This is a genomic window from Thermococcus sp. JdF3, from assembly GCF_012027495.1.
Lineage (GTDB): Archaea > Methanobacteriota_B > Thermococci > Thermococcales > Thermococcaceae > Thermococcus.
On sequence record NZ_SNUK01000002.1, the window covers coordinates 160221 to 182954 of the forward strand.

The 22734-nt window shown below is 56.1% G+C and carries 32 protein-coding genes and 1 pseudogene; 28 read left to right on the plus strand and 5 right to left on the minus strand.

The features are described from left to right. Position 1 precedes the first annotated feature (1 nt). The 4 genes from E3E42_RS03415 to E3E42_RS03430 all read left to right on the plus strand — a co-directional run bounded on the left by E3E42_RS03415 (position 2) and on the right by E3E42_RS03430 (position 2279). Entirely contained in the window at positions 2-223 is a 222-nt protein-coding gene (locus E3E42_RS03415) for a hypothetical protein (protein WP_167902717.1), read from the plus strand. Further along, entirely contained in the window at positions 220-546 is a 327-nt protein-coding gene (locus E3E42_RS03420) for a hypothetical protein (protein WP_167902718.1), read from the plus strand. The genes E3E42_RS03415 and E3E42_RS03420 overlap by 4 nt, the downstream gene beginning before the upstream one ends. Positions 547-608: 62 nt before the next feature. Beyond that, positions 609-1913: a cytochrome c biogenesis protein gene (locus tag E3E42_RS03425; protein ID WP_167903121.1), complete on the plus strand. Its 1305-nt coding sequence runs from the start codon at positions 609-611 to the stop codon at positions 1911-1913. Between the two features lie 12 nt (positions 1914-1925). Next, positions 1926-2279: a DUF302 domain-containing protein gene (locus E3E42_RS03430; protein WP_167902719.1), complete on the plus strand. Its 354-nt coding sequence runs from the start codon at positions 1926-1928 to the stop codon at positions 2277-2279. 11 nt (positions 2280-2290) lie between these two features. On the opposite strand, the gene E3E42_RS12145 is transcribed toward E3E42_RS03430, so the two are convergent. Then, on the minus strand, positions 2291-2527 hold the full coding sequence (locus tag E3E42_RS12145; RefSeq protein WP_370519604.1) for a peptide-methionine (S)-S-oxide reductase: 237 nt from the start codon (positions 2525-2527) through the stop codon (positions 2291-2293). Continuing rightward, positions 2472-2597, minus strand: a pseudogene (locus tag E3E42_RS12150) (hypothetical protein); the annotation flags it as partial. The pseudogene E3E42_RS12150 and the gene E3E42_RS12145, both read right to left, overlap by 56 nt. Positions 2598-2828: 231 nt before the next feature. Between E3E42_RS12150 and E3E42_RS03440 the strand changes: the two are divergent. From E3E42_RS03440 to E3E42_RS03495, 12 genes are all read left to right on the plus strand, one after another. Continuing rightward, a complete protein-coding gene (locus E3E42_RS03440) occupies positions 2829-4541 on the plus strand; it encodes a 2-oxoacid:acceptor oxidoreductase subunit alpha (protein WP_167902720.1) in 1713 nt (570 codons plus the stop codon). Beyond that, positions 4538-5416, plus strand: coding sequence for a thiamine pyrophosphate-dependent enzyme (locus tag E3E42_RS03445; protein WP_167902721.1), 879 nt, complete (start codon positions 4538-4540; stop codon positions 5414-5416). Before E3E42_RS03440 ends, E3E42_RS03445 begins: the two co-directional genes overlap by 4 nt. Positions 5417-5462: 46 nt before the next feature. Next, the gene (locus E3E42_RS03450) at positions 5463-5915 is read left to right on the plus strand and encodes a peroxiredoxin (protein WP_167902722.1); all 453 of its coding nucleotides are present in this window, start codon (positions 5463-5465) and stop codon (positions 5913-5915) included. Positions 5916-6014: 99 nt separating this feature from the next. Further along, on the plus strand, positions 6015-7244 hold the full coding sequence (locus tag E3E42_RS03455; protein ID WP_167903123.1) for an FprA family A-type flavoprotein: 1230 nt from the start codon (positions 6015-6017) through the stop codon (positions 7242-7244). 23 nt (positions 7245-7267) lie between these two features. Next, complete coding sequence (locus E3E42_RS03460) at positions 7268-8353, plus strand: NAD(P)/FAD-dependent oxidoreductase (protein ID WP_167902723.1); 1086 nt, start codon at positions 7268-7270, stop codon at positions 8351-8353. Positions 8354-8445: 92 nt separating this feature from the next. After that, positions 8446-8961, plus strand: a complete 516-nt coding sequence (locus tag E3E42_RS03465; RefSeq protein WP_167902724.1) for a rubrerythrin family protein — start codon at positions 8446-8448, stop codon at positions 8959-8961. A 79-nt stretch (positions 8962-9040) separates the two neighbouring features. Beyond that, positions 9041-9202: a rubredoxin gene (gene rd / locus E3E42_RS03470; RefSeq protein ID WP_167903125.1), complete on the plus strand. Its 162-nt coding sequence runs from the start codon at positions 9041-9043 to the stop codon at positions 9200-9202. A gap of 10 nt (positions 9203-9212) precedes the next feature. After that, positions 9213-9560, plus strand: coding sequence for a class II SORL domain-containing protein (locus tag E3E42_RS03475; RefSeq protein ID WP_167902725.1), 348 nt, complete (start codon positions 9213-9215; stop codon positions 9558-9560). Positions 9561-9678: 118 nt separating this feature from the next. Continuing rightward, positions 9679-10317: a hypothetical protein gene (locus E3E42_RS03480; protein WP_167902726.1), complete on the plus strand. Its 639-nt coding sequence runs from the start codon at positions 9679-9681 to the stop codon at positions 10315-10317. A gap of 33 nt (positions 10318-10350) precedes the next feature. Continuing rightward, positions 10351-10710, plus strand: a complete 360-nt coding sequence (locus E3E42_RS03485) for an iron-sulfur cluster assembly protein (RefSeq protein ID WP_167903127.1) — start codon at positions 10351-10353, stop codon at positions 10708-10710. Positions 10711-10713: 3 nt separating this feature from the next. Further along, positions 10714-11061: an iron-sulfur cluster assembly protein gene (locus E3E42_RS03490; protein WP_167902727.1), complete on the plus strand. Its 348-nt coding sequence runs from the start codon at positions 10714-10716 to the stop codon at positions 11059-11061. A gap of 3 nt (positions 11062-11064) precedes the next feature. Next, on the plus strand, positions 11065-11589 hold the full coding sequence (locus E3E42_RS03495) for a ferritin family protein (protein ID WP_167902728.1): 525 nt from the start codon (positions 11065-11067) through the stop codon (positions 11587-11589). Between the two features lie 28 nt (positions 11590-11617). On the opposite strand, the gene E3E42_RS03500 is transcribed toward E3E42_RS03495, so the two are convergent. Then, positions 11618-11920 (minus strand): ferritin family protein, encoded by a 303-nt coding sequence (locus tag E3E42_RS03500; protein WP_167902729.1) that lies wholly within the window; start codon positions 11918-11920, stop codon positions 11618-11620. A gap of 61 nt (positions 11921-11981) precedes the next feature. Continuing rightward, positions 11982-12461 (minus strand): ferritin family protein, encoded by a 480-nt coding sequence (locus E3E42_RS03505; protein ID WP_167902730.1) that lies wholly within the window; start codon positions 12459-12461, stop codon positions 11982-11984. Between the two features lie 54 nt (positions 12462-12515). Between E3E42_RS03505 and E3E42_RS03510 the strand changes: the two genes are divergently transcribed. Continuing rightward, positions 12516-13043, plus strand: coding sequence for a GNAT family N-acetyltransferase (locus E3E42_RS03510; RefSeq protein WP_167902731.1), 528 nt, complete (start codon positions 12516-12518; stop codon positions 13041-13043). 84 nt (positions 13044-13127) lie between these two features. Here the strand turns inward: E3E42_RS03510 and E3E42_RS03515 are convergent, their stop codons facing one another. Further along, positions 13128-13652, minus strand: a complete 525-nt coding sequence (locus tag E3E42_RS03515) for a ferritin family protein (RefSeq protein ID WP_167902732.1) — start codon at positions 13650-13652, stop codon at positions 13128-13130. A gap of 382 nt (positions 13653-14034) precedes the next feature. On the opposite strand from E3E42_RS03515, the gene E3E42_RS03520 reads away from it, so the two are divergent. Genes E3E42_RS03520 through E3E42_RS03570 form a run of 11 tightly spaced genes read left to right on the plus strand, consistent with a single transcriptional unit; the run spans position 14035 to position 22647 of the window. Continuing rightward, complete coding sequence (locus E3E42_RS03520) at positions 14035-14925, plus strand: ATP phosphoribosyltransferase regulatory subunit (RefSeq protein ID WP_167902733.1); 891 nt, start codon at positions 14035-14037, stop codon at positions 14923-14925. 24 nt (positions 14926-14949) lie between these two features. Then, positions 14950-15567 carry an ATP phosphoribosyltransferase gene (gene hisG, locus E3E42_RS03525; protein ID WP_167903129.1) on the plus strand — a complete coding sequence of 206 codons (618 nt, stop codon included), beginning with the start codon at positions 14950-14952 and terminating at the stop codon, positions 15565-15567. Further along, positions 15557-16690 (plus strand): histidinol dehydrogenase, encoded by a 1134-nt coding sequence (hisD, locus tag E3E42_RS03530; RefSeq protein WP_167902734.1) that lies wholly within the window; start codon positions 15557-15559, stop codon positions 16688-16690. Before hisG ends, hisD begins: the two co-directional genes overlap by 11 nt. After that, positions 16687-17223 carry an imidazoleglycerol-phosphate dehydratase HisB gene (hisB, locus tag E3E42_RS03535; protein WP_167902735.1) on the plus strand — a complete coding sequence of 179 codons (537 nt, stop codon included), beginning with the start codon at positions 16687-16689 and terminating at the stop codon, positions 17221-17223. Before hisD ends, hisB begins: the two co-directional genes overlap by 4 nt. A gap of 2 nt (positions 17224-17225) precedes the next feature. Then, positions 17226-17813 (plus strand): imidazole glycerol phosphate synthase subunit HisH, encoded by a 588-nt coding sequence (gene hisH / locus E3E42_RS03540; RefSeq protein ID WP_370519585.1) that lies wholly within the window; start codon positions 17226-17228, stop codon positions 17811-17813. A gap of 1 nt (position 17814) precedes the next feature. Next, positions 17815-18513: a 1-(5-phosphoribosyl)-5-((5-phosphoribosylamino)methylideneamino)imidazole-4-carboxamide isomerase gene (gene hisA, locus E3E42_RS03545; protein WP_167902738.1), complete on the plus strand. Its 699-nt coding sequence runs from the start codon at positions 17815-17817 to the stop codon at positions 18511-18513. Further along, positions 18495-19253: an imidazole glycerol phosphate synthase subunit HisF gene (gene hisF / locus E3E42_RS03550; protein ID WP_167902740.1), complete on the plus strand. Its 759-nt coding sequence runs from the start codon at positions 18495-18497 to the stop codon at positions 19251-19253. The genes hisA and hisF overlap by 19 nt, the downstream gene beginning before the upstream one ends. 9 nt (positions 19254-19262) lie before the next feature. After that, a complete protein-coding gene (hisIE, locus tag E3E42_RS03555; protein ID WP_167902741.1) occupies positions 19263-19886 on the plus strand; it encodes a bifunctional phosphoribosyl-AMP cyclohydrolase/phosphoribosyl-ATP diphosphatase HisIE in 624 nt (207 codons plus the stop codon). Next, positions 19883-20902, plus strand: a complete 1020-nt coding sequence (hisC, locus tag E3E42_RS03560; RefSeq protein ID WP_167902742.1) for a histidinol-phosphate transaminase — start codon at positions 19883-19885, stop codon at positions 20900-20902. Before hisIE ends, hisC begins: the two co-directional genes overlap by 4 nt. Further along, the gene (locus tag E3E42_RS03565; protein WP_167902743.1) at positions 20893-21624 is read left to right on the plus strand and encodes an HAD family hydrolase; all 732 of its coding nucleotides are present in this window, start codon (positions 20893-20895) and stop codon (positions 21622-21624) included. The genes hisC and E3E42_RS03565 overlap by 10 nt, the downstream gene beginning before the upstream one ends. A 24-nt stretch (positions 21625-21648) precedes the next feature. After that, a complete protein-coding gene (locus tag E3E42_RS03570; RefSeq protein ID WP_167902744.1) occupies positions 21649-22647 on the plus strand; it encodes a TIGR01177 family methyltransferase in 999 nt (332 codons plus the stop codon). The last annotated feature ends 87 nt before the right edge of the window (positions 22648-22734 follow it).

The following is a 22734-nucleotide window of genomic DNA, read 5'->3' on the forward strand; positions in this document are numbered from 1 at the left end:
AATGGAGGCGAAGGTGTGCAAATTCTGTGCCGGTGAAAGGCTCGATGAGGTTGTCAATGTCCTTCGGGAAGCCGGTTACGAGGTAAGCGTCGAGGGCTGCATAGGACTGTGCGCTAAGTACGACTGCGGGAGGATAAACGTCATCGCAGGAGAGGCTGAAATCTCCGCTTCAGGCATGGAAGAACTCATAACTCATCTCAAGGCAATGGGGATGGGTCAATGAAGGCGCTGGTGATAATATCAAGCCCGGATGAAAGGGCAATCCCCGGCTTCATGTGGGCGGTCAACGCAATAAAGAATGGATGGGCGGAGGACGTTGAGGTAGTACTCTTTGGCCCCATTGAGGATGCGGTTGCAAGAGGCGATAAGCGTTTCGTCCCCTGGATAGAAAGGCTTAGAGAGCTGGGAAAGCTGCCAACGGCATGCAGGAGAATAGCCGAGGAGAAAGGCTTCGAGGACATCCTCGGAAAACATGCCAAAGTTGAGTACGTCGGCGCAATCATCGCCGAGCTAATTGAGGAAGGCTACGTTCCGATGACGTTTTGATGAAAAAAGCTTCAAAAAAAGACTTTTTAACCACCCTATTAATCTTTTTTCAGGTGAAAGGGGTGCGCAGGGCGCTTTTGATGCTCGTGGTTCTATCGCTCTTCATACCACTGGCCAGCGCGGGAACCGTCAAATACGGGAACCTGTCGTTTCATGACGTCACAACCGAGAAGGAACTCCAGGAGCTGGTCTCCTCGAACGATGGGGAGTATTTCTTCGTCTTCTACCACTCCGAGAGCTGTCCCGCCTGCCAGTACATGAAGACGAACGTCTTTCCAACGGCCACCGCCGAAAAAGCCCTCAGCGGATTCCTCCTCGTCTCGGTGGACGTCTACAAAGGCCGCTCAATAACGACGCTCCGATACAGAATCTATGATCCGGTGATAGTCATCCAGCCGGAGAACGCGGGCTACTACAAACCCAAAACCCCCGGGGAAGAGATAAGCGTCGGCGTCCCGGGAACGCCAACCATGGTTGTTTTCAAGACCGTTAACGGGACGATGGTTCTGAAGGGAGTGGCCGTGGGCGCTCTGAACCCGGATGGCTTGGCGTACTTCCTGGAGAAGGCAACGGAAGGGGAAGAAACCCAAACTGCTATCCAGTCCGATGACCAAAAGCCTCCGAGTGCCCAAGATGTTTCAGAAACCGCGAACGGAGGAAGCAACCTCAGCCTGGCCGTTCTCCTGCCGATATTCTCCGCGGGGATCGTCAGCGTGTTCTCTCCCTGCGTCCTCCCGGTAATAGTCGGAACCCTCTCCCTGACCTTCGCAAGGAGGAAGGTCGAGGCGATAATAGCTGGAATGGTGGCCTCTTTCGCCCTGCTCGGGGCGCTCGTTGGAAGCCTCGGCTCCTACGCCTCCCAGATACAGGGGGCGCTCTACCTCATCGGCGGAATCGGCTTTGTGATAATCGGCGCGAGCTTCATGAGTGAACGCTTTAGTGCGAGGCTCGAAAGGTTCCTAAGCTTCTCTCCGGCCGACAGGGTATCTGGAAAAAGGGGCCTGGCCTACGACTTCGCCCTCGGCTCTGCTCTGGGAGCGACGTGGCTCGGCTGCATAGCGCCATACGTCGGCTTCGCGGTGATAACCGCTGCCCTGAGCGGGGACACACTGAGCGGGATCATCGTGATGGGCACCTACGGCCTCGGGATGGGGCTGACTGTTTACCTCCTAACGGCATCGAAGGACCTCGGGGAGTGGGTGAACAGAAAAGTCCTCTCGAACCGGCTGTCGCTGAAGAGAGGCGCCAAGGCGAAGTGGGAAATCGTCCTCGGGGCGATGCTCATCTTGCTCGGCCTGCTGATGCTGACCGAGCTTACACCGCTCAAGCTCTGGAGCTCGCTGTTTGAATCGCTCTCACAGCTCTAAGGAGGTGGTTTGATGTACAGGTGCAGGAGAAAACTTAGCTTGGGCCTCGAGGAGGCCGAGGAGAAGTTTAAGGCAAAGCTGGAGGAGAAGGGCTACAAGGTTGTTCTTGAGTTTACCCCGAGCGACGTCGTTAAGTCCAAGGTCGGCGTCGATATGGAGCCGTACAGGATTCTCTGGGTCTGCAACCCCAAGATATTCTACGAGATGACGAAGGAGGACTACGAGATAGGCTCCTTTGCACCGTGCCCGGTGCTCTTCTATCAGAAGAACGGCGAAACCTACGTAGCCATAAATACCGCCGACGACGTGCTGGAGGTCATCAAGGAGCCCCTTAAGGTCGTCAGGGGAATCATAGAGGAGCTCTGAGCCTCTCTTTTTTATTTGAAGAGCCCTTCGTAGGCGATGTAACAGTCTTGATGGTAATCCTCCGCTGGGTAAAATCCCCGCGCGGGCAGTATCTCCGTCGCTATCGGCCCCTCGAAGATTTCCAAAAGCTCAAGCTCTCCTCTTGGACTCCTCAGCCAAACCCCTCTGCCCCTCGTCCGGGTAGAAAATCGCCGTCCTGTACTGCTCGCCCCTGTCGGCGAACTGACCGTACGGATCTGTGGGTCTATGTTCCTCCAGAAGATCTTCAGGAGTTTCTAAGCCCCTCAAATGCCTCCTCCATGCACCAGAAACAGCCACCTGCAAAGATTGCAGCTTGGGATTCGAAGTTCCTACTTGGCATTCCGCTTCTCCAACCAAAGTTGGGCGGAAACCTTTATATAGCTTTGCACACTAATACCTATTGGTGGTTATAAATGGACAAAAATGTCCCAAAATCTATCCGAAAGGGTTTTCGTTTTGTGCTCGAACTTCTGATGAGGCTGATGGAAACACAGACCCCCGGCAGAAGGCCCGTGGGAGTGATGTACCATGTCTGAGTTCCGTGATGAAGTCTCCATAGTTCTCGGCGGAGCGGCCGGGCAGGGAATCCAGACCGTCGAAGGGATTCTGACCTACGCGCTCAAGCGCTCCGGCTACCACGTCTATGCCAACAAGGAGTACATGTCCCGCGTGAGGGGCGGAATAAACACGACCGAGATAAGGGTCTCCTCAAGGCGCGTTAGAGCTTTCGTGAGGCGTATAGATATCCTCGTCCCCTTCAAGCAGGGCGTTCTGAGCTGGGTTGTGGACAGGATTGGCAAAAATACCGTCGTCCTTGGCGAGAGGGAGAACGTTGAGGAAAGCTTTCTTGGGAAGGTAAACCTCGTGGAGGTGCCCCCTACAAAACTCGCCCTCGAAACCGGCAGTCAGCTCTATCTCAACACGACCGTGGCAGGCCTGATAGTCGGCCTCTTTCACGGCGACTTCGGGGCGGTCGAGGAGTACATAGGGAAGCGCTTTGGGGACAAAGGCGAAAAGGTCGTCCAGAAAAACATAGAAGCGGCGAGAAAAGGCTACGAGCTGGGCGTTAAGCTCCACTCGGACGGAACGATAAAGGTCGAGATTAAGAGGGACGAGAAAGTTAAGGAAGAAATTCTCCTCAGCGGGACCGAAGCGGTGGGAATAGGGGCCCTTGCCGGGGGCATGAACTTCCTGTCTTTCTACCCCATGAGTCCCTCCACGGGAGTTTCGACCTTCGCGGCGCAGAAGGCAGAGGAGTTCAGGATAATCGTCGAGCAGGTTGAGGACGAGATTTCGGCGATAAACATGGCTCTCGGAGCGTGGTTCGCGGGAGCCAGGGCGATGGTGAGCACTTCCGGCGGCGGCTTTGCCCTCACGAGCGAGGCGCTGAGCTTGGCCGGAATGGCGGAGAACCCGATCGTGATACACCTCGCCCAGAGACCCGGGCCGGCCACAGGCCTGCCAACAAGAACGATGCAGGGGGACTTAAACCTCGTCCTCTACGCCGGCCACGGCGACTTTCCAAGGATAGTCCTCGCCCCGGGAAGCATGGAAGAGGCGTTTTACCTGACGGCTGAAGCCTTCAATCTGGCCGACCGCTATCAGGTTCCGGTGATAATCCTCACCGACCAGTACTTCGTCGACACCTACTACAACCTGCCCAAGCCTGACGTTGGAAGGGTGAAGTTCGAGAGGTACATCGTTGAGGCAAAGCCCGGCTACCGGAGGTACGAGCTGACCGAGGATGGAATCTCACCGAGGGCCGTTCCAGGCTACGGCGAGGAGGTCGTCATAGCCAACGGTAACGAACACGACGAGTGGGGCGACATAACTGAGGATGCGGAGCTTACAAAGCTCATGCAGGAGAAGAGAGCCGTTAGAAAGCTCGAAACGATAAGAAGGAACGCACCCCTGCCGAGGCTCATCGGAAGTAAGGACGCAAAATACCTGGTGGTTTCGTGGGGCTCAGCGCTTCACGCCGTTGAGGAGGCCCTTGAGAAGCTCAACCGGAACGACGTGGCTCTTCTCCACTTCAGCTGGGTCTACCCGCTCAACCCTGAGACAAAGCGGTTCTTCGAGGGCAAAACGGTCATCGCCGTTGAGAACAATATCACCGGCCAGTTCGCCGACCTGCTAAGAAAGGAGCTGGGCGTTGAGGTTCACCGCAGGGTTCTGAAGTACGACGGGAGGCCGTTTTCGGTGGAAGAGGTTTTTGATGCCCTGAAGGGGGTGATAGAATGAATCTGCCCACTGGCAGGGAGGCCTTTGAACCCAGAAGGCCAGGAAGCGAGGACGTCGCCTGGTGCCCGGGCTGCGGCAACTTCGGCATAAGGAACATACTCATCTCAGCCCTTGCTGAGCTTGGACTGAGGCCGAGTCAGGTGGCGATAATCAGCGGAATAGGACAGGCTGCGAAGATGCCCCACTACATCAACGCCAACGGCTACCACACGCTCCATGGAAGGGCGATACCGATAGCAACCGGAGTGAAGGCGGCAAATCCGGAACTGACGGTTATAGCCGAGGGCGGAGACGGCGACATGTACGCCGAGGGTGGAAACCACCTGCTCCACGCGATAAGGAGGAACCCGGACATAACGGTTCTCATCCACGACAACCGGATATACGGCCTCACGAAGGGACAGGCTTCCCCGACGACCATGGTCGGGATGAAGACCCCAACCCAGCCGTGGGGAGTTTTTGAAGAGCCATTCAACCCCGTGGCCCTGGCGGTAGCTATGAACGCATCCTTCGTGGCAAGAACCTTCATGGGCTACTTCAGGGAAAGTGTGGAGATAATCAAGAAGGCAATTCAGCACAGGGGGTTGGCTATAGTTGACATCCTCCACCCGTGCGTCAGCTTCAACAGGGTGAATACCTACGCCTGGTACAGGGAGCACACCTACTGGATGGACGACCACGACCCTCACGACAGGGAGGCCGCCTTCAGGCGCGCGATAGAGACCGATCCCCTCCCGCTGGGAATCTTCTACATCAACGAGAGGCCGACCTTTGAAGAGAGTGTTCCGGCCTACAGAACCGATAAACGGCCCCTGTGGAAGCGCGAGCCGAAGCTCGACCTTGTGGAGGAGTTCTTCGAAAGCAAGAGGCTCTGAAACATTTTCTTTTTCAGCTTTAGCAAGAGTTGGTTGAGGTGTTGGTATGAACGTTGGTGAAAAGGCTCCGGATTTCGTTCTGAAGGACCAGAACGGTGAGGATTTCAGACTGAGCGATTTCAGGGGGAAGAAAGTCCTCCTGTCCTTCCACCCGCTCGCCTGGACAGGGATATGCGAGAAGCAGATGAAAGCCCTTGAGGAAAACCATGAGAGGTTTGAGGACCTGAACGTTGTCCCGGTGGGGATAAGCGTCGATGCCGTGCCGAGCAAGAAGGCATGGGCCGAACACATTGGGCTTAAGAAACTCAGAATCCTGAGCGATTTCTGGCCGCATGGGGAGGTCGCAAAGCTCTACGGCCTGTTCCGCGAAAAGGATGGCTTTTCAGAGAGGGCGAACGTCCTCATAGACGAAGACGGGAAGGTGGCGTTCTTCAAGGTCTATCCGATAAGGGAAGTGCCCGACCTGGAGGGGATATTCGGGCTCCTGGAGGGAGGGTGAGTTCCTTTTCAAAATTTTAACTCTACCCATTTCTGTCCTTAACTTTTTGGTCAAGAAAGGCTTTTTATGCTTCCGCACCAAATAGGTTCGGTGATAGAAATGCCGGATGTAAAAGTTGAAAGGATTCTTGAGGATCCGGAGCTCTACATAATCCGGGTCGACGATGACCGGATAAAGTACTTCGAGGCCACCTGGGACATCCCTGAGGGGATAACCTACAACGCTTACCTGATGAAGCTTGACGGTGCGACGGTTCTCTTCGACCTGAGCAAGGCCGAATATACCGACCTCTTCATGGAGGCCCTCGAAAAGCTGGTCGATCCAAAGGAGGTAACCCACGTTGTAATCCACCACACCGAGCCCGACCACACAGGGGCGCTGCCGGCCTTCCTTGAGGCCAACGGCTACAAAGCCAAGCTCATAGGCACGAGTTTCGCCAAGCGTTTCCTGGAGGGATTCTACGGCGAGAAAGTCGTTGAGAACTTTTACACCATCAAGGACGGCGAGGAGATGAACATTGGCGGCAAGACCTTCCGCTTCATAACCGTCCCCTGGCTACACTGGCCGGACACGATGATAACCTACGTGGTCGAGGACAAGCTAATCTTCTCCTGCGACGCCGGCGGCGGCTACGGAATCCCCGAGACCATCGACGACAGCAATGAAGAGGTCGTCCAACGCTATCTCCCCCACGTAACCAAGTACATAGTCACCGTCATCGGACACTACCACAAGTACATCGTCCAGAACATCAAGAAGCTCAAGAGCCTTGGCATAGTCGAGGAGGCCAGGATGATACTCCCAGGTCACGGCCTCATCTGGCGTAAGAACCCCATGAGGATATTCGAACACTACGAAGCTGTCGGCGCAGGAAAGACCACGAAGGGCAAGGTCCTTGTCATCTACGACTCCATGTACGGCTTCGTGGAGAGGAGGATGAACATCGTCCTAGACGAGCTGAGGAAGCACGGACTGAAACCGGTCGTCTACAAATTCACAGACAAGGAGGCCCCCGCTGTCAGCGACATACTGGGTGAAGTCCCCGACAGCGAGGCGATAATCATCGGCGCCTCGACCTACGAGGCCGAGATACACCCGCGCATAAGGTACGCCCTCTACGAGATAGTGGACAAGGCCAACTACGAGAAGCCCGTCCTCATCGTCGGCGCCTTCGGCTGGGCCGGTGTCGCGGGCAAGAAGATAGAGACACTAATAACTCGCAGCAAGTTCGACCACGTTGATACCGTCGAGAGCAGGGGAATGCCCCGGCCGGAGGACGAGGAGAGGCTCAGGGAGGGGGTCAGGAAGCTCGTGGAGTTGATCTCCTGAGCTTTCTTTTTAAGGTGTGAAAAATGCAGCTCGTCATAGTCGGCAACGGGCCGGGCGGGGTTGAGCTGGCCAAGCGCTTGGCCGGAGAGTTCAACGTAACAGTGGTGGAAAAGGAAAACATCCCCCACTATTCAAAGCCCCTGCTGAGCCACCACATAGCCGGCTTTATTTCCGAGGAAAAGCTCTTCCCATATTCCAGGGAGTGGTACGAGGAGAGAGGAATAAACCTGCTCCTCGGGACGGAGGCAAAGCTGGTCGATAGACTCCGGAAGGTTCTCGTGACAGACAAGGGCGAGATACCCTACGATGCCCTCGTTATAGCGACCGGAGCGAGGGCCAGAGAGCTGGAGGTTCCTGGGAAGGAGCACATATTAACCCTCAGAACGCTTAACGACGCAAAACTGATAAAAGAGCGCCTTGAGGAGGAAGGGGAAATAACGATCCTCGGTGGGGGCTTCATAGCGCTCGAGCTGGCCGGAAACCTGGCCAAGGCAGGCTATACAGTGCGGTTGGTCCACAGGGGAAGAACCCTGCTCGGCCTTGATAGAGATCTGAGCGAGCGTATCAGGGTAGAGTTAGAAGGAGCGGGCGTTGAGTTCCATCTGGAAACGAACGCTCTAGGGGCTGACGAGGAGGGTCTAAAAACCGATAGAGGTTACATCAAGGGCAGGCTGAAGGTCTGTGCCTTCGGCATAGTGCCGAACAGGGAGCTCGCCCTAAAGAGCGGCATCCACGCCGGCAGGGGGATACTCATAGACGACCGCTTTAGAACCTCCGCGCGGGATGTCTACGCGATAGGTGACTGTGCCGAGCACGGTGGCGTCGTTGGGGGAACAGCAAAGGCCGCCGTGGGGCAGGCAAAGGTTCTCGCCAACCTCCTGAGGGGCGCTGACGACCGCTATGACTTCTCTTTCAGGTCGGCCTTCTTCAAGTTCGCCGACTTCGGTGTGGCGATTATCGGAAAAACGAAAGGGCCTGGGAGCTGGCTCGGGGAGGATACGAAGGTCTTCTACGAAGGGGAAAGCCCCGTCGGGGCCGTTGTCCTCGGTAATGTAAAGAAAGCGTTCAGGCTCGAAAAAGCCATCAAAGAGGGACTGCCTATTGACTGAAGTGCAGATTTCGTCAAACCTTTGGTTTGGAAAATCGTTATATACTCCAAACCCGAAGATGTTAGTGCAGCACCGTTTGTTGGTGATATCGTATGGTAGTGGAAAGAAAAATGACCCGGAAGTTTCTGGAGGATGCCTTCGCCGGCGAGAGCATGGCCCACATGAAGTACCTGATTTTTGCCGAACAGGCAGAGAAAGAGGGATACCCCAACATAGCCAAGCTCTTCAGGGCCATAGCCCACGCCGAGTTTATCCATGCCAAGAACCATTTCATAGCCCTCGGCAAGCTTGGAAGTACTCCGGAGAACCTTCAGGCCGGTATAGACGGCGAAACCTACGAGGTCGAGGAGATGTACCCGGTCTTTAAGAACACCGCCGAGTTCCAGGGGGAGAAGGACGCCATTAGGACGACGCACTACGCCCTGGAGGCCGAGAAGATACACGCCGAGCTGTACGCCAAGGCCAAGGAAAAGGCCGAGAGCGGGAAGGATATCGAAGTAAAGAAGGTCTACATCTGCCCGGTTTGCGGCTACACTGCAGTTGATGAAGCCCCCGAGTACTGCCCGGTGTGCGGTGCCCCCAGGGATAAGTTCGTGGTCTTTGAGTAAATCTTTCGCTTTTCCATTTCTCAGGTTTGAGGCGCAAACCTTATAAGGGCGAACTAATAACATCAGGATGGTGAAAGAGATGGCGAAATGGAAGTGTATAGTCTGCGGCTACATATACGATGAGGATGAGGGTGACGAGGACGCCGGGATTGCCCCGGGAACCAGGTTTGAAGACCTCCCCGAAGACTGGGTCTGCCCGCTCTGCGGCGCTCCCAGGGACATGTTTGAAAAGATAGAGTGAGGTGGTTGAGATGCTTAGCGGAACCATAAAGAGTGGAGACTGGAAGGGGGAGAAGCACGTCCCCGTTATAGAGTACGAGAAGGACGGCGACCTCGTGAAGGTCGGGGTCAGCGTTGGAAAGGAGATACCGCACCCGAACACATCCGAGCACCACATAGCCTGGATAGAGCTCTACTTCCACCCCGAGGGGGAGAACTTCCCGGTTCTCGTCGGCAGGGTTGCCTTCACCAACCACGGCGACCCGCTGACCGAGCCGAGGGCGGTCTTCTTCTTCAGGACTGCCAAGAAGGGCAAGCTCTACGCGCTCAGCTACTGCAACATTCACGGCCTCTGGGAGAACGAGGTCGCGCTCGAGTGACTTCCACGCCCCAACCCCTTCTTTTTTAGTGGCCGAGAGCCGGCCGGAAGGTTTATCTATGGTGACGTACTAAATTCTTTCGTTTGAACTGTTTAAGGTGCTGAGAAAGATGCCCGAGATGTGGTATAAAATCGTGATGAGCTCCACTGGGATGCTGATATTCTGCGGTATTTTCCTTGCATGGATGATCCTGCGCAAGATTGAAAAACATCGGGGCGATGCGAGGAGTCCCTACCCCACCGTTATGTTGCTCGGGGGACTTCTGACTTCCCTGGGATTTGCATGGGGGGTTCTCGGTAGCGGCGGGATGACGACTGCAGTGCTCTCTCTTATTCTGATCGGACCTGCGATGATTGGGTATGCACTCGCCAACGTTGGTGTCGAGGGGATAACCGGAAGGCTCATGATTCAAAGCGTCCTGACACTCTTGAGCCTCTTTCTGGCGGGGAACTACTCGACAGTTGCCGTTGATGTGGCCTACGCCGGCCCCTTCCTGGCTCTCCTTCTCCTAATGAACGCCCACATGATGATTGAGGGAGGACTTCGGAGACATCTACTAGTGCTCTCCTCATGGCTCATCGTCCTGTTCTCCTGGACCCGGTACGCTCTGAACGATACCTATGGGATACTAAAGGCCACGATAGTGCTGCCATATGTTGCCGCGGTGCTCCTCTGGGTCGGCGTTCTCACGGTGACATACTTCAAATTATCCTCAAACTATCCCACATTACACATAACCGCCCAGGAAGGCTTATAACCGGACACTTCAAACCCACCACTGGTGAGAAAAATGAAGGTTTACATGCCAGACAGAGAATGGCCGGAGCACTACCGGGTGGTTCTGGACGAGCTCGCCAAAATAACCGACCCCGTCACGGGAGGGGATATCCTGGACTCTGGAGTTGTTGCAGGGCTTGAAGTGGGGGACGATACCCTGAAGGTGTGGCTCAACTTCGAGAGCCACGCGGAGTACAACATAACCGGTGCAAGCGCCATAGCCTACTCGAAGATAATCGGGGACATCATCGAGCGCTTCGCCCTCGTGAAGTTCCAGAACGTCTACGTCTACGACCTCAAGAACAACCCCGTTGGAGTGTTTGAGAACAAAAAGGGATACGCTATCGAGGACATCAGCACCGAGAGGGTCTGAGATTTGGGCCTCTTTGACGTTTTTACGCGGAAACAGCCACTATCCGGGCCAAGGGAAGACCTGCCCCCCGACGTCAAAAATGTGGTTCAGATCCTACGGAAGGTGAAAGACCCGGAGACTGGGCTGGATATAGTGGATGAAGGACTTCTTTACGGCATCACGGTCGAGGGGCGGAGTGTCGAGCTGTTTCTTCTGATGGCCCGATCAACACCCGAGTGCCACTTCTGCCAGATGCTGGCTATAAACTTGCAGAACAAGATTCTAAGTGATATAGTTGAAGTTCTGAAGCAGGAAGGGTTTAATAAGATAAAGATTTACAATGAAATTGGTCTGTTGCTTGCGGAGGGATGAGTTATGGTTCGACAGGAAATTGATGAGGGACTTCCCATCGAGAAGGTCAGGGATTTCTCGCTTGAGGAGCTCCTCGGAATGGCCATCAAGGCGGAAGTCGGGGCGAGAAAGTTCTATGAGAGCCTCGCCGAGAGGATAGAGATCCAGGCCCTAAAGGACAAGATAGTGTGGCTTGCCGGGGAGGAGGGCAAGCACGAGGCGCTGCTCAGGAAGATGTACGAGTCGATGTTTCCAGGGAAGGAGGTTATCTATCCGGAGGAACACATAGGGCCCGAGCTCCAGCCCGTGGCGAGGGAGCTCCACGGCGCGGAGGATATCCTGGAGCTTATTCGCTGGGCCATTAGAGCGGAGGATATAGCGGCCAAATTCTACGCCGAAATCGAGAACCTGGTCGATACCGATGACAAAAAGAGGCTGATGCGCTACCTCAGCGACATGGAGAAGGGCCATTACTACACCCTGAAGGCCGAGTACGAGCTCCTTCTCGACTGGGAGATGTACAGCCAGATGATGCACGTCGGACCTTGATAAGAACTCGAAAATAGGAAGGAGCAGATCAAAGCTCTACCCTGATCCCAGTCTCCTCCTCAACCTCGTCAAAACCTTCCTTCATGTACTTGCCGAGCTCTTCATCAACTTCAAGGAGCGCCGCGAGGAACTCTCCAACGTGCTCCTTCTCCTCGTTGGCGACGTCGTAGAAGATGTGCTTTATCCTCTCATCTTCAACAAGCTCGGCCAGCTGCTCGTAGAAGCTTATGGCGTCGAGCTCGGCCTCGATGGCCCAGCGGAGAGCCTGGGCGATTTCCCTCTTCGAGAGGGGTCTATCCTTCGGCAACTCAAACGGGTATTTTGCAAGCATGGGGCACCACCACATTCACTCTCAAATAGCTGGAATAAAAGAAAACACCTCTCGCAGGGCTTCAGTCCACCTCCAGGCTGAAGTCCTGGTAGTCCATCCAGATGCCGGTCTTCATGACGGAATCATACTGGGCCTTCAGGAGCTCGTAGTGAGCCTTCTCGATTTTTGCCAGCTCCTCAAACACGCGCCTGACGTCATCGTGCTCCGCCCCGCTCGCGGCCTTCTCGTAGAACTCCCACGTCTTCTTCTCCTGCTCCATGCCTATCCTAACGGCATCGACCTCGCTCAGGTTTTCGTTTTCGACCTCAATAAGAAGCGCCTCAAGGAGCTCGCGGTTCACGGCGGGGAGCTCGCACTCCTCTATAAGCTTCTCGACGAACTTTTCCTCGAACAGCTCCCAGTGGCCGGCCTCCTCCATAGCAAGGAAGAGGAACATTCTCTTTGCCTTTTCATCGCCCGCCTTCCTGGCCAGGTTCAGATAGAATTTCAGCTCGGCCTTCTCGACCTCGAGGGCAAGGGCCAAAGCCTCAAGCTCGTCCACAGTATCACCGGTAAAAATTTATGACATCAACCCTAATAACCTTTGGGACCGGAAATGGGGATTGAGAGTGTAGAGAATCCGCTCGAGCTGAAGGGAGAGCTGGTTCGCTTTGTCCACAGGGTTTATCGGGGCACTAATGGGGCCTACCCCGCACTGGAGTGGGTGGAGGAGAAGCCAGGCATCGATGACTTCGAAGGCTTCAGGGAAGTCTACGAGCCGTTCCTTGAGTTCAGATTGGGGAAAGAGTTCGATGAACTCTACGTGCTAAGGGACGGGGAGGGCAGAATAATCGGCACCGTAGCACTCGTTTACAACCTCGAAGGCAAGGCCCTCTGGTGGGTGCCGGAGGAGATAAAGGGGGAGAAAACCGGGCTCATCGAGTTCTTCATGGTCGATCCAGCGTACAGGGGCAGGGGCTACGGCTCAAAGCTCCTGGAGTTCGCCATAGGAAGACTCAAAGAGCTTGGTAGGGAGGCGTACGTCATAACCTTCCCCGAGCTTGAGGCTTATTCATATTATATAAAAAAGGGCTTCGAAAAGGTGATGGACTACCGTGAGTTCGTGGTGCTCAAGAAGGTGTGAGCCGCCAGAGCAATTTCCCTCAGCAGGCTCACTAAGCCGGGCTTCGTTCCGCCAAAGGCTAAATCCAAAAGAAATTGAAAAGAGTCAGAAGTTGAAGTTTATATCCTTCATCAGCTGGTCGTAGAACTCCTCGCGGTAGATGTCGGGGTAGCGGGTTATGTACTCGTACTGCTTCCTCAGAAGGTTGTAGTGGTTGCGCTCCATGTCCGCGAGCATCTCAAGGACGAGGCGCGTGTTCTCGTTGGCGGCGTAGCCGGCTAACTCGTGGTAGAGCTTCTCGCTGACCAGTTCCGCCTTCATGGCTACCTCGTAAATCTCGTCGATGTTTAGGTCCGGCCTCTTGATGACATCGCCCATCTTCTCGGCGATGACTTTGAACTCACCCATCACCCCTATCTCAATCTTCTTTGGCTCGGTCCTGCCGCCGATGAACTTCTCGGCCATCTTCTCTATTATCTCGCGGTGCCTGTCCTCCTCCCTCGCCAGAAACAGCAGTTCGTCCCGAATAATGTCGCTCTTGACGACAGAAGCGAGCTTCTCGTAGGCCTCCTTGGCCCTTATCTCGGCGTTCATTGCAATCTCAAAAACTTCCCTGTCGGTTATCTCCATCAAGAATCACCACTACATTATAATCCAAAGAGACTATTAATCTTCTGGTTACACAAGCCGAATGTTTCAATGGGCAAAAATGGACACCATCTTCTGTCGTCGGCATAACGACAAATATTTCATGAGAAGTTGATTGAATGACAGCAAATCTAGGGATAGTATTTTAAACCCCTTCAACCTACGGGGGGCACCAATGGGGGGAAAGAAGATGTCCCGGAAAAAGGCGACGGTTGGAACGTATTTCAAGGAGCCAAATATGAGGTGCCTCAGCGTACCGGCCCTTCCGGTGAGCTACCGCCATCATTGACTCTTCTGGAACTTCGTTAGGCCCGGATAGTTCTGAAACTGCTGATTTTGTGAATAAAACTCGGGAGGGGTTAGTGTGAGAAAGGGTTTGCTGGCCGAGTCAGAGAAACTGTCGGAGATTAGCAGGTATCTGAGACGAACCTTTGAGCTGTGGGGCTACCGCGAGGTTTTCCTACCGGTTATTGAGGAGTACAGCGAGAACCTGAGGAAGGGGACAAAGTTCGCCTACAACAATGGGTTCTACGTCATAAAACCCGACATAACCTCGCAGATACTGGAGAACATCAAGGAGCCGCCCGAGAAGCTCAAGCTCTACTACATCAGCGAGGTTCTTGACGGAGGGATTAGGGGACAGTGGCAGGCCGGGGTGGAGTACATCGGCGGGGACGTTACGAAGATGGCCGCGGAGGTGCTCCTCACGGTCATAACCTCCCTCGAAGCCCTGGGGATAGAGGAGTTCTACATAGACATCGGAAGTCTGAAGGTCTGGGAAAAGGCCACCGAAGACGTGAAGGAGTTCCGGAAGGAAATCTACAGGGCGCTCGTGAGGAGGAACTTTGAGATAATAGAGCGCCTCCCGATAAGCGTGGAAAAGAAGGAAGAGCTCTGGAGGCTCTTCAACTTCTGGGGAAAGGAGAGCGGTTATCAGAAGCTTGATAGAATAGTCGAGGCGGTTGATGACGAAAGGCTGTTCATAGACTTCGGCACAGTCAGGCCTCTCCCCTACTACCGGGACGTACTCTTCGAGGTGTACTCTCCGGAACTCGGGAAACCCCTCGGAGGAGGCGGGGAGTACACCTTCAAGGGAAAGCCCGCCTTTGGCTTTGCCTTTGATATGGGGGCGCTTTCAAGGCTTTTCAGAAAGAGGGGGGACAGGAACCGGAAAAAGCTGAGAGGGGAACTCAGGGAAGTCTTTGCCGGGGCAAAAAGGCTCGTGAGAATGGGCATCCCGGTGGAGGTGGAGTGAATGAAGCGTTCCAACGGCTCCCCAATAAGGTTCGTCCTCCCCAAGGGGCGGCTTCTTCCCGGCTCTCTCGAAATCCTCCAGAGGGCTGGAATCGAGCTGAGGCCCCCAGCAGAGAGGAGGCTCATCGAAAGAATCGGCAGCTATGAGGTTCTCCTTGCAAGGGCCTTTGACGTTCCCGTTTACGTGGAGTACGGAATCGACGTCGGCATCTCCGGGAGCGATGTGGTGGAGGAGCGCGGAAGCGACGTCCTCATACCCCTTGAACTGCCCTTCGGAAAGTGCAGGTTGAGCCTGGCCATGCCGGCTGAGAGCACCGTCAAGCCCGAGGATATGGACGGCTACCGGATAGCCACCAAGTATCCAGGGATAACGAGGCGGTTCTTTGAGGGGCTCGACGTTGAGGTGGAAATCCTGAAGCTCCACGGGAGCATCGAGCTGGCCCCAAAGATAGGGATAGCCGACGCCATCGTGGACATAGTCGAGACCGGAAACACGCTGAGGGCAAACGGTCTGGTCGAGGTGGAGAAGATAATGGACGTCTCCGCCCTGCTACTCGTTAACAGGATAGCCCAGAAAACGAAGTTCGAGGAGATAAACGAACTCGTGTGGAAGGTTAAGGAGGTGATTGGGGATGGATTTTGAGCTTGAGAGATACGTCGCCGGAATACTGCGGGATATTCGGGAGAGAGGGCTTGAAGCGGTTAGGGAGTACTCCCTCAGGTTCGACGGCTACGCCGGCCCGTTCCGTGTGACCGAGGAGGAGTTCGAGGAGGCCGCGCGAAGCATTCCCAGGAGGGACAGGAAGATAATCCTCCGCACCGTTGAACGCCTGTGGGAGTACCACGAGAGGCAGATGGAAAGGGAACGGCTTTTCATCAAAAACGGCTCCCTCTACGGGATAATCTACCGCCCGGTAAGGAGGATAGGAATCTATGTGCCCGGCGGAAAACCGCTCCCCTCGACGCTGATGATGGTGGCAGTTCCAGCAAAAATCGCGGGCGTTAAGGAGATAGCGGTCACAATCCCGCCAAAGGACGGAAAGGTGAATCCCTACGTCCTCTACGTTGCAAAACTGCTCGGCATCACCGAGGTCTACAAGCTCGGTGGAATCCAGGCGATAGGCGCGATGGCCTACGGGGTCGGTATGAAGAAGATGGACAAAATATTCGGCCCCGGAAACAGGTTCGTCAACGAGGCCAAGAGGCAGGTTTTCGGTGTCGTTGGCATAGACAGCCTCGCCGGGCCGTCGGAGATAGCGGTGATAGCGGACGAAACGGCAGAGAAGGAGTACGTTCTGGCGGATTTGCTCAGCCAGCTGGAGCACGGAAAGGACAGCAGAGCCTGGCTCCTCACGACCTCAGGGGAACTCGCGGAGTTCTGCTCCCGGGAGGGGGTAGAGGTCGTCCTCTGCGAAAACTTAGAGGAGTGCGTTAGGAGGGCCAACGAGATAGCGCCGGAGCACCTTGAGATAATCACGGAGAGACCGATGGAGCTCGTCGATGGGATAGAAAACGCCGGGGCGATTTACTTAGGCCCCTACACGCCGGTTCCAGCCGCTGATTACTTCCTCGGCGTCAACCACGTCCTGCCAACCGGAGGGGCGGCGAAGTTCAGCGGCGTCCTAACTGTGAGGGACTTCCTCAAGCCAATAAGCCTTGCAGGGGTGAGCAGAGAGGAGTTCCTCGCGGAGAGGGAGCTGGGGCTGAGGCTGGCCGAGATAGAGGGCATGAACTACCACAGGAGGAGCATGGAGGCGAGGAGATGAGGCGCAAAACCAAAGAGACCGACGTAACGGTCGAGCTTGATTCGAAAGGGAGCATCAGGACGGGCGATAAGGTGCTCGACCACCTCCTCACCGCCCTCTTTTTCTACATGGGGCGGGAGGCGAAAGTAGAGGCCACCTACGACCTCAGGCACCACCTGTGGGAGGACGTCGGGATAACCCTCGGAGAGGAGCTTCGCTCAAAGCTCCCGGGGAAGTTCGCCCGCTTCGGGAGCGCGGTGATGCCTATGGATGATGCCCTCGTGCTGGTCGCTGTTGACATCTCGGGAAGGCCATACGTAAGCCTTGAACTGTCCTTCGAGGAGGAAGAGGAGGGGTTTGAGAAAGCCCTTGTGAGGGAGTTCCTGTGGGGGCTGGCGCGGTCGCTGAAGGCAACGGTCCACGTGAAAACGCTGAGCGGGGTCAATGCCCACCACGTCATCGAGGCGGCATTCAAGGGACTCGGCGTCGCCCTCGGGAAGGCAGTCCGGGAGAGCGGGAAGCTTGAGAGCACGAAGGGCCTGCTGGAGGTGTGAGGGTGATAGCGATAGTTGACCTCGGAATAGGGAACCTCGCCAACGTGAAGAAAGCTCTGGGAGGAACCATAACGAGCGACCCCTACGAGATAGAGAGGGCCGAGAAGATAGTACTGCCCGGCGTTGGAAACTTCGGGGCGGTGATGGACAGGCTTGAGCCCCTCAGGGGCGTCATACTCGATGCCATAAACGACGGGAAGCCCTTCCTGGGGATATGCCTCGGCCTTCAGCTGCTCTTCGAGGGGAGCGAGGAAAGCCCGGGGAAGCCCGGTCTGGGGGTCTTCAGAGGGAACGTGGTGAGGTTTCGGGGCGTCAGAACACCTCACATCGGCTGGAACCAGCTCTGGCTCAGAAAGGAGTGCCCCCTCTTCAGGGGCATAAGGGACGGGGCGTACTTCTACTTCGTCCACTCCTACCACGCGGTCCCGGAGGAGGACATCGTTGCGGGCGTTACCGACTACGAGTCAAAGGGGCAGAGAGTCGTCTTCACCTCGGCGGTGTGCAGGGACAACGTTTACGCCGTCCAGTTCCACCCGGAGAAGAGCGGGAGAAACGGGCTTACCGTGATGAGGAACTTCAGGGGGCTTTAGAATGGAGGTTTATCCCGCGATAGACCTTATGGGTGGAAAAGCGGTGAGGCTCTACAAAGGGAGGAGAGAGAAAGTCAGGGTCTACGGCGAGCCGGTTGAGATAGCTGGGCGGTTCGCCGAACTCGTGGACAAAATCCACATAGTTGACCTGGACGGGGCCTTTGAAGGCTTTCCCCGGAACCTCGACGTTGTCAGGGAGATAATCGAGGAGACCGGGCTGAGGGTTCAGTTCGGCGGCGGACTCAGGAGCTATGAAGCCATCGCCAAGGCCTACGAAATCGGCGTGGAGAACGCCATAATAGGCACAAAGGCCCTCGACTTGCGCTTCCTTGAGAGGATAACTGAGGAGTTTGAAGGCATAACGGTCAGCCTCGACTCGCGGAACGGGAGGATAGCCGTGAGGGGCTGGCTTGAGAGTGGAATGCCGGTTAGAGAAGCCTACGAAACGCTGAAACCCTACGTGGACCGCTTTATTTACACCTCCGTTGAGAGGGACGGCACGCTGACGGGAATAGAGGAAATCGAGAGGTTCTGGCAAAGCGGGGAGTTCATCTACGCCGGGGGAGTGTCGAGCGCCGAAGACGTAAGAAAGCTTGCGAAAATCGGCTTTTCGGGGGTCGTGGTCGGAAAGGCCCTGTACGAGAGAAAGCTCGCCCTTGAGGAGCTCCTGGAGGTGGCAAAATGCTCGCCAAGCGAATAATAGCGGCCCTGGACATAAAGGACGGGAGGGTCGTCAAGGGGATAAAGTTCAGGAACATACGCGACGCCGGCGACCCGGTCGAGCTGGCGAAACGCTACGAGGCGGAGGGAATAGACGAGATAGTCTTCCTCGATATAACGGCGTCGTACGAAAGGAGAAAAATCCTGCTCGGGCTGGTCGAGAGGATAGCCGGGGAGATATACGTCCCCTTCACGGTCGGCGGCGGCATAAGGACTGTTGAGGAGGCGAGGGAGATAATCAAGCGGGGGGCGGATAAGGTTTTCATCAACACGGCGGCGGTTGAAAGGTCGGAACTGGTGAGGGAGATTGCCGAGATAGTTGGCACCGCCAACCTCGTGGTGGCAATCGACGCCAGGTGGAACGGCTCCTTCTGGGAGGTCTACACCCACGGCGGAAGGAAGCCGAGGGGAATTGATGCGGTCGAGTGGGCGAGAAGGGTTGAGGGGCTGGGCGCGGGCGAGATACTGCTCACGAGCATGGACACCGACGGAACGAAGAGGGGCTTCGACATAGCCCTGACGAGGGCCGTCGTGGAGGCGGTTGATATACCGGTCATAGCCTCTGGCGGAGCTGGAAAACCGGAGCACTTCTACGAGGCCTTTAAGGCCGGGGCTGAAGCGGCTCTTGCGGCTTCAATCTTCCACTACGGGGAATACACCGTCGGCGAGCTGAAGGGGTACCTAGCCGAGAGGGGAATCCCCGTGAGGCTGGACTACTGAGGTGGTAGCATGGAGGAGCTAATCGAGAAGGTTGACTGGGAGAAGAACAACGGTATCGTCCCCGTTGTGGTTCAGGACACGAAGGGGGAAGTCCTAACGCTCGCGTACATGGACAGGGAGGCCCTCAGGAAAACCCTTGAGACCGGCTACGCCCACTACTACTCCCGCTCGCAGGGAAGAATCCGCATGAAGGGCGAGGTGAGCGGGAACGTCCAGAGGGTGAAGGAAGTCCGGATAGACTGCGACGGCGATGCCCTGCTCCTGATAGTCGAGCAGAGAGGTGCCGCATGTCACACGGGAAACTACTCCTGCTTCTACCGTAAGCTCGGCGAGCCGGAGAGGGTTCTCCCGGTGGACTACTCCCTGACAATCCTGCGGGAGCTTGAGGAGCTGATAAGGGCGCGGAAGCAAAAGCCCGTCGAAGGCTCCTACACCTCAAGGCTGTTCAAGGAGGGCAGGGAGAGGATATACAAGAAGTTCGGCGAGGAGGCGGTCGAGGTTCTCGTTGCTGAAACGAGGGAGCGGCTGATCTACGAGACGGCCGACATGCTCTACCACCTGCTCGTTTTGCTGGTTTACAACGACGTTGCCCTCGGTGAGGTGATGGCCGAGCTGAGGAGGCGGAGGAGATGAGGATTAGAGAGCTCGTGAAGTCCTTCGAGCCGTACCGCGTTGAAGAGGGGGACTACCCCGTAAGGCTCGACAAGAACGAGAGTCCCTACGACCTTCCCTGCTGGGTGAAGGAGGAAATCTTTGAGGAGCTGAGAGAGCTTTCCTTCAACCGCTACCCGCACATAACCTCGATGCCCGCCAGGGAGGCCATAGCGGACTTTTACGGCCTCTCACCGGAGAACGTTGCGATGGGAAACGGGGGGGACGAGCTGATAAGCTATCTCGTCAGGCTCTTCGAGGGAGGCTATGTAGTCACGACACCGCCGACCTTCAGCATGTACTACTTCTACGCAAAGCTGAACGGAATTCCCGTCCTTGAGGTGCCCCTGAGGGAGGACTTTACGATAGACGGCGACGCCATAGCGGAAAAGGCCGGAAATGCGAGCGCTGTCTTCATAGCCTCACCTAACAACCCCACAGGCAACCTCCAGCCGGAGGAGGAGATAGTGAAAGTCCTCGACACGGGGACGGCGGTGGTTCTCGACGAGGCCTACGCGGAGTTCGCCGGAAAAACCCTCTGGAGGCTCATCGAGGAGTACCCCAACCTGATTGTGCTTAGAACCTTCTCCAAGGCCTTCAGCCTGGCCGGGGTGAGGGCGGGCTATCTTCTGGCGAACGGGGAAACCGTTGATGCCCTCTACCGGGTGAAGTCGCCCTTCAGCGTCGGGGTAATGACCATGGCGGCGGTGAAGGTCGTGCTCAGGCACTACGACCTCGTTGAGAGGCGCGTGGCGAAGATCATCGAGGAGAGGGAGCGGATAAGAAGGGCCTTCCGGGAGTTCACGTATCCAAGCGACGCGAACTTCCTCCTGATGAGGCTGAACGCCTACGAGTTCCTTCTGGGGAAGGGCATAGCCGTCAGAAAGCTCGCGGGGAGGCTCGACGGCCACATACGGGTTACCGTCGGAAGGAAATGGGAGAACCGGAAGCTGATCGAAGCCCTCAGGGAGTTTCTGGAGGTGAGGGAATGTGGGTAGTTTTCGACGTTGACGGCGTGCTGATAGACGTGGGGGAAAGCTACGATGTCGCGACCAGGCTCACGGCGGAGTACTTCCTCAGGCTGTTCGGGGTCGAGAGGGAGATAAAACCCGAGTGGGTCCGGGAGCTCAGGAGGAAGGGCTCCTTCGGAGACGATTTCAAGGTCAGCGAGGCCCTGATACTCTTCGCCCTTTCAGGAAGGGCTGAAGAGCTCATCGAGGAGTTCCCGGAGGGGGGAACGATAGAGTGGGTTCGGGAGAGATTCGGGTTCCAGGTCTTCGGCGGGAGCATCGAGCGGGTCTTCAACACCTTCTACCTGGGGAGCGAGTATCCGGGGAGGCTCTTTGACTTCCCGGGGCTGTGGAAACGGGAGAGGCCGATTGTGAGGAGAAACCTCCTGGAGGAAGCGTCGGCCCGCTTCAAACTCGGGGTCGTCACCGGAAGGAGTGCCCTTGAGATGAAGCTGGCGGAGCGGGTAATCGGCTTCCGCTTTGAGAACGTCGTTACAAGGGGGAGCTATCTCAAACCGGACCCCCGGGCACTGTGGGAGCTCGTGAAGGGCGAAAGGGGAGTTTACGTGGGGGATACAATCAACGACGGTCTTTTCGTCGAGAACTACCGGAGGAGATACGGAAGAGAGTTCGGCTTCGTAATGGTGGGGCGGGACGTGAGGGACGTGAACCAATTCCTGGAGGAACTGCTGGAGGGGGAACAAACTTAAAAACCCCTCCGAAAAGCTCCAACCATGCTCTACCTTGAGATACTCGGAAACCTGCCGGAGATGGCAAGGGACGAGGTAAAGGCCATGCTTGAGCTGGCCGGCGGAAAGATAGTTAGTCAGGATTATCTTTTCCTCAAGATAAACGCCGATGAGAGGCCTTTTCCCTACTTTGACCGCCTTGGTCTAGCCCACGAGTACGGTGAGCTTCTGGTTGAGGCGGACTCGGTGGAGGGGCTCCTTGATAAGGCCAGGGAGATCGAGTGGCCGATAAAAGGGACTTTCAAGGTGGACACCGAGACCATGGCCAACTGCCGGCACAGCGTTCTTGACCTACCCAGAAAGCTCGGCGCCGTCATACACGCCCAGGGGTTCAAGGTGAACCTCTCAAGGCCCGACACCCTCGTGAGGGTCTACTGCGGCGAGAGGCTCTACGCGGGGATAAGGCTCAGGTTTTTTGACCCCAAGGACTTTGAAAAGAGGAAGGCCCACCACAGGCCCTTCTTCAGGCCGATCTCGCTCCACCCGAGGGTTTCCAGGGCGCTGGTGAACCTCACTAAGGCGAGGAGGGAGCTCCTCGACCCCATGATGGGCGCCGGTGGTATTTTGATGGAGGCTGGCCTTCTCGGCCTGAGGGTCTACGGGATCGATATAAGGCCGGAGATGGTGGAAGGCGCCGAGATGAACCTGCTGCACTACGGGATAACGGACTACGTCCTGAAGCTCGGCGACGCAACGAGGCTGGGGGAGCTGTTCCCGGGGAAGAAGTTCGAGGCGGTAGCAACCGACCCGCCTTACGGAACGTCGGCGACACTCGCCGGCAGGAAGAGGGACGAGCTGTACAGAAGGGTTTTGGAGAGCATCTATGAAGTGCTCGAGGACGGCGGAAGGCTGGCGATAGCGTTTCCAACGAGCTTCGACGGAAAGGCCGAGGCCGAGAGGATAGGCTTCAAAACGCTCGGCAGGTACTACCAGAGGGTGCACAAGAGCCTGGAGAGGTACTTCTACGTCCTCGAGAAAGCTTGAATGCCTTAATCGAAATGTCTCCACGCCCGCAGTCGCGGGGGGTATTACTAACCCGAAAAGTTTATATCGTCAAGACTTGCAAGCATA

Excerpts from the sequence above, each read along its gene's own strand:
- E3E42_RS03455 (WP_167903123.1), top strand. The coding sequence starts at position 6,015 with ATGCCGGATGTAAAAGTTGAAAGGATTCTTGAGGATCCGGAGCTCTAC.
- rd (WP_167903125.1), top strand. The coding sequence starts at position 9,041 with ATGGCGAAATGGAAGTGTATAGTCTGCGGCTACATATACGATGAGGAT.
- hisIE (WP_167902741.1), top strand. The coding sequence starts at position 19,263 with ATGGAGGAGCTAATCGAGAAGGTTGACTGGGAGAAGAACAACGGTATC.
- E3E42_RS03565 (WP_167902743.1), top strand. The coding sequence starts at position 20,893 with ATGTGGGTAGTTTTCGACGTTGACGGCGTGCTGATAGACGTGGGGGAA.
- E3E42_RS03570 (WP_167902744.1), top strand. The coding sequence starts at position 21,649 with ATGCTCTACCTTGAGATACTCGGAAACCTGCCGGAGATGGCAAGGGAC.
- E3E42_RS03485 (WP_167903127.1), top strand. The coding sequence starts at position 10,351 with ATGAAGGTTTACATGCCAGACAGAGAATGGCCGGAGCACTACCGGGTG.
- E3E42_RS03515 (WP_167902732.1), bottom strand. The coding sequence starts at position 13,652 with ATGGAGATAACCGACAGGGAAGTTTTTGAGATTGCAATGAACGCCGAG.
- E3E42_RS03415 (WP_167902717.1), top strand. The coding sequence starts at position 2 with ATGGAGGCGAAGGTGTGCAAATTCTGTGCCGGTGAAAGGCTCGATGAG.
- E3E42_RS03420 (WP_167902718.1), top strand. The coding sequence starts at position 220 with ATGAAGGCGCTGGTGATAATATCAAGCCCGGATGAAAGGGCAATCCCC.
- E3E42_RS03475 (WP_167902725.1), top strand. The coding sequence starts at position 9,213 with ATGCTTAGCGGAACCATAAAGAGTGGAGACTGGAAGGGGGAGAAGCAC.
- E3E42_RS03430 (WP_167902719.1), top strand. The coding sequence starts at position 1,926 with ATGTACAGGTGCAGGAGAAAACTTAGCTTGGGCCTCGAGGAGGCCGAG.
- E3E42_RS03465 (WP_167902724.1), top strand. The coding sequence starts at position 8,446 with ATGGTAGTGGAAAGAAAAATGACCCGGAAGTTTCTGGAGGATGCCTTC.
- E3E42_RS03495 (WP_167902728.1), top strand. The coding sequence starts at position 11,065 with ATGGTTCGACAGGAAATTGATGAGGGACTTCCCATCGAGAAGGTCAGG.
- hisC (WP_167902742.1), top strand. The coding sequence starts at position 19,883 with ATGAGGATTAGAGAGCTCGTGAAGTCCTTCGAGCCGTACCGCGTTGAA.
- E3E42_RS03460 (WP_167902723.1), top strand. The coding sequence starts at position 7,268 with ATGCAGCTCGTCATAGTCGGCAACGGGCCGGGCGGGGTTGAGCTGGCC.
- E3E42_RS03445 (WP_167902721.1), top strand. The coding sequence starts at position 4,538 with ATGAATCTGCCCACTGGCAGGGAGGCCTTTGAACCCAGAAGGCCAGGA.
- hisF (WP_167902740.1), top strand. The coding sequence starts at position 18,495 with ATGCTCGCCAAGCGAATAATAGCGGCCCTGGACATAAAGGACGGGAGG.
- E3E42_RS03450 (WP_167902722.1), top strand. The coding sequence starts at position 5,463 with ATGAACGTTGGTGAAAAGGCTCCGGATTTCGTTCTGAAGGACCAGAAC.
- E3E42_RS03480 (WP_167902726.1), top strand. The coding sequence starts at position 9,679 with ATGTGGTATAAAATCGTGATGAGCTCCACTGGGATGCTGATATTCTGC.
- hisD (WP_167902734.1), top strand. The coding sequence starts at position 15,557 with ATGGATTTTGAGCTTGAGAGATACGTCGCCGGAATACTGCGGGATATT.
- hisB (WP_167902735.1), top strand. The coding sequence starts at position 16,687 with ATGAGGCGCAAAACCAAAGAGACCGACGTAACGGTCGAGCTTGATTCG.
- E3E42_RS03500 (WP_167902729.1), bottom strand. The coding sequence starts at position 11,920 with ATGCTTGCAAAATACCCGTTTGAGTTGCCGAAGGATAGACCCCTCTCG.
- hisA (WP_167902738.1), top strand. The coding sequence starts at position 17,815 with ATGGAGGTTTATCCCGCGATAGACCTTATGGGTGGAAAAGCGGTGAGG.
- E3E42_RS03510 (WP_167902731.1), top strand. The coding sequence starts at position 12,516 with ATGGGGATTGAGAGTGTAGAGAATCCGCTCGAGCTGAAGGGAGAGCTG.
- E3E42_RS03440 (WP_167902720.1), top strand. The coding sequence starts at position 2,829 with ATGTCTGAGTTCCGTGATGAAGTCTCCATAGTTCTCGGCGGAGCGGCC.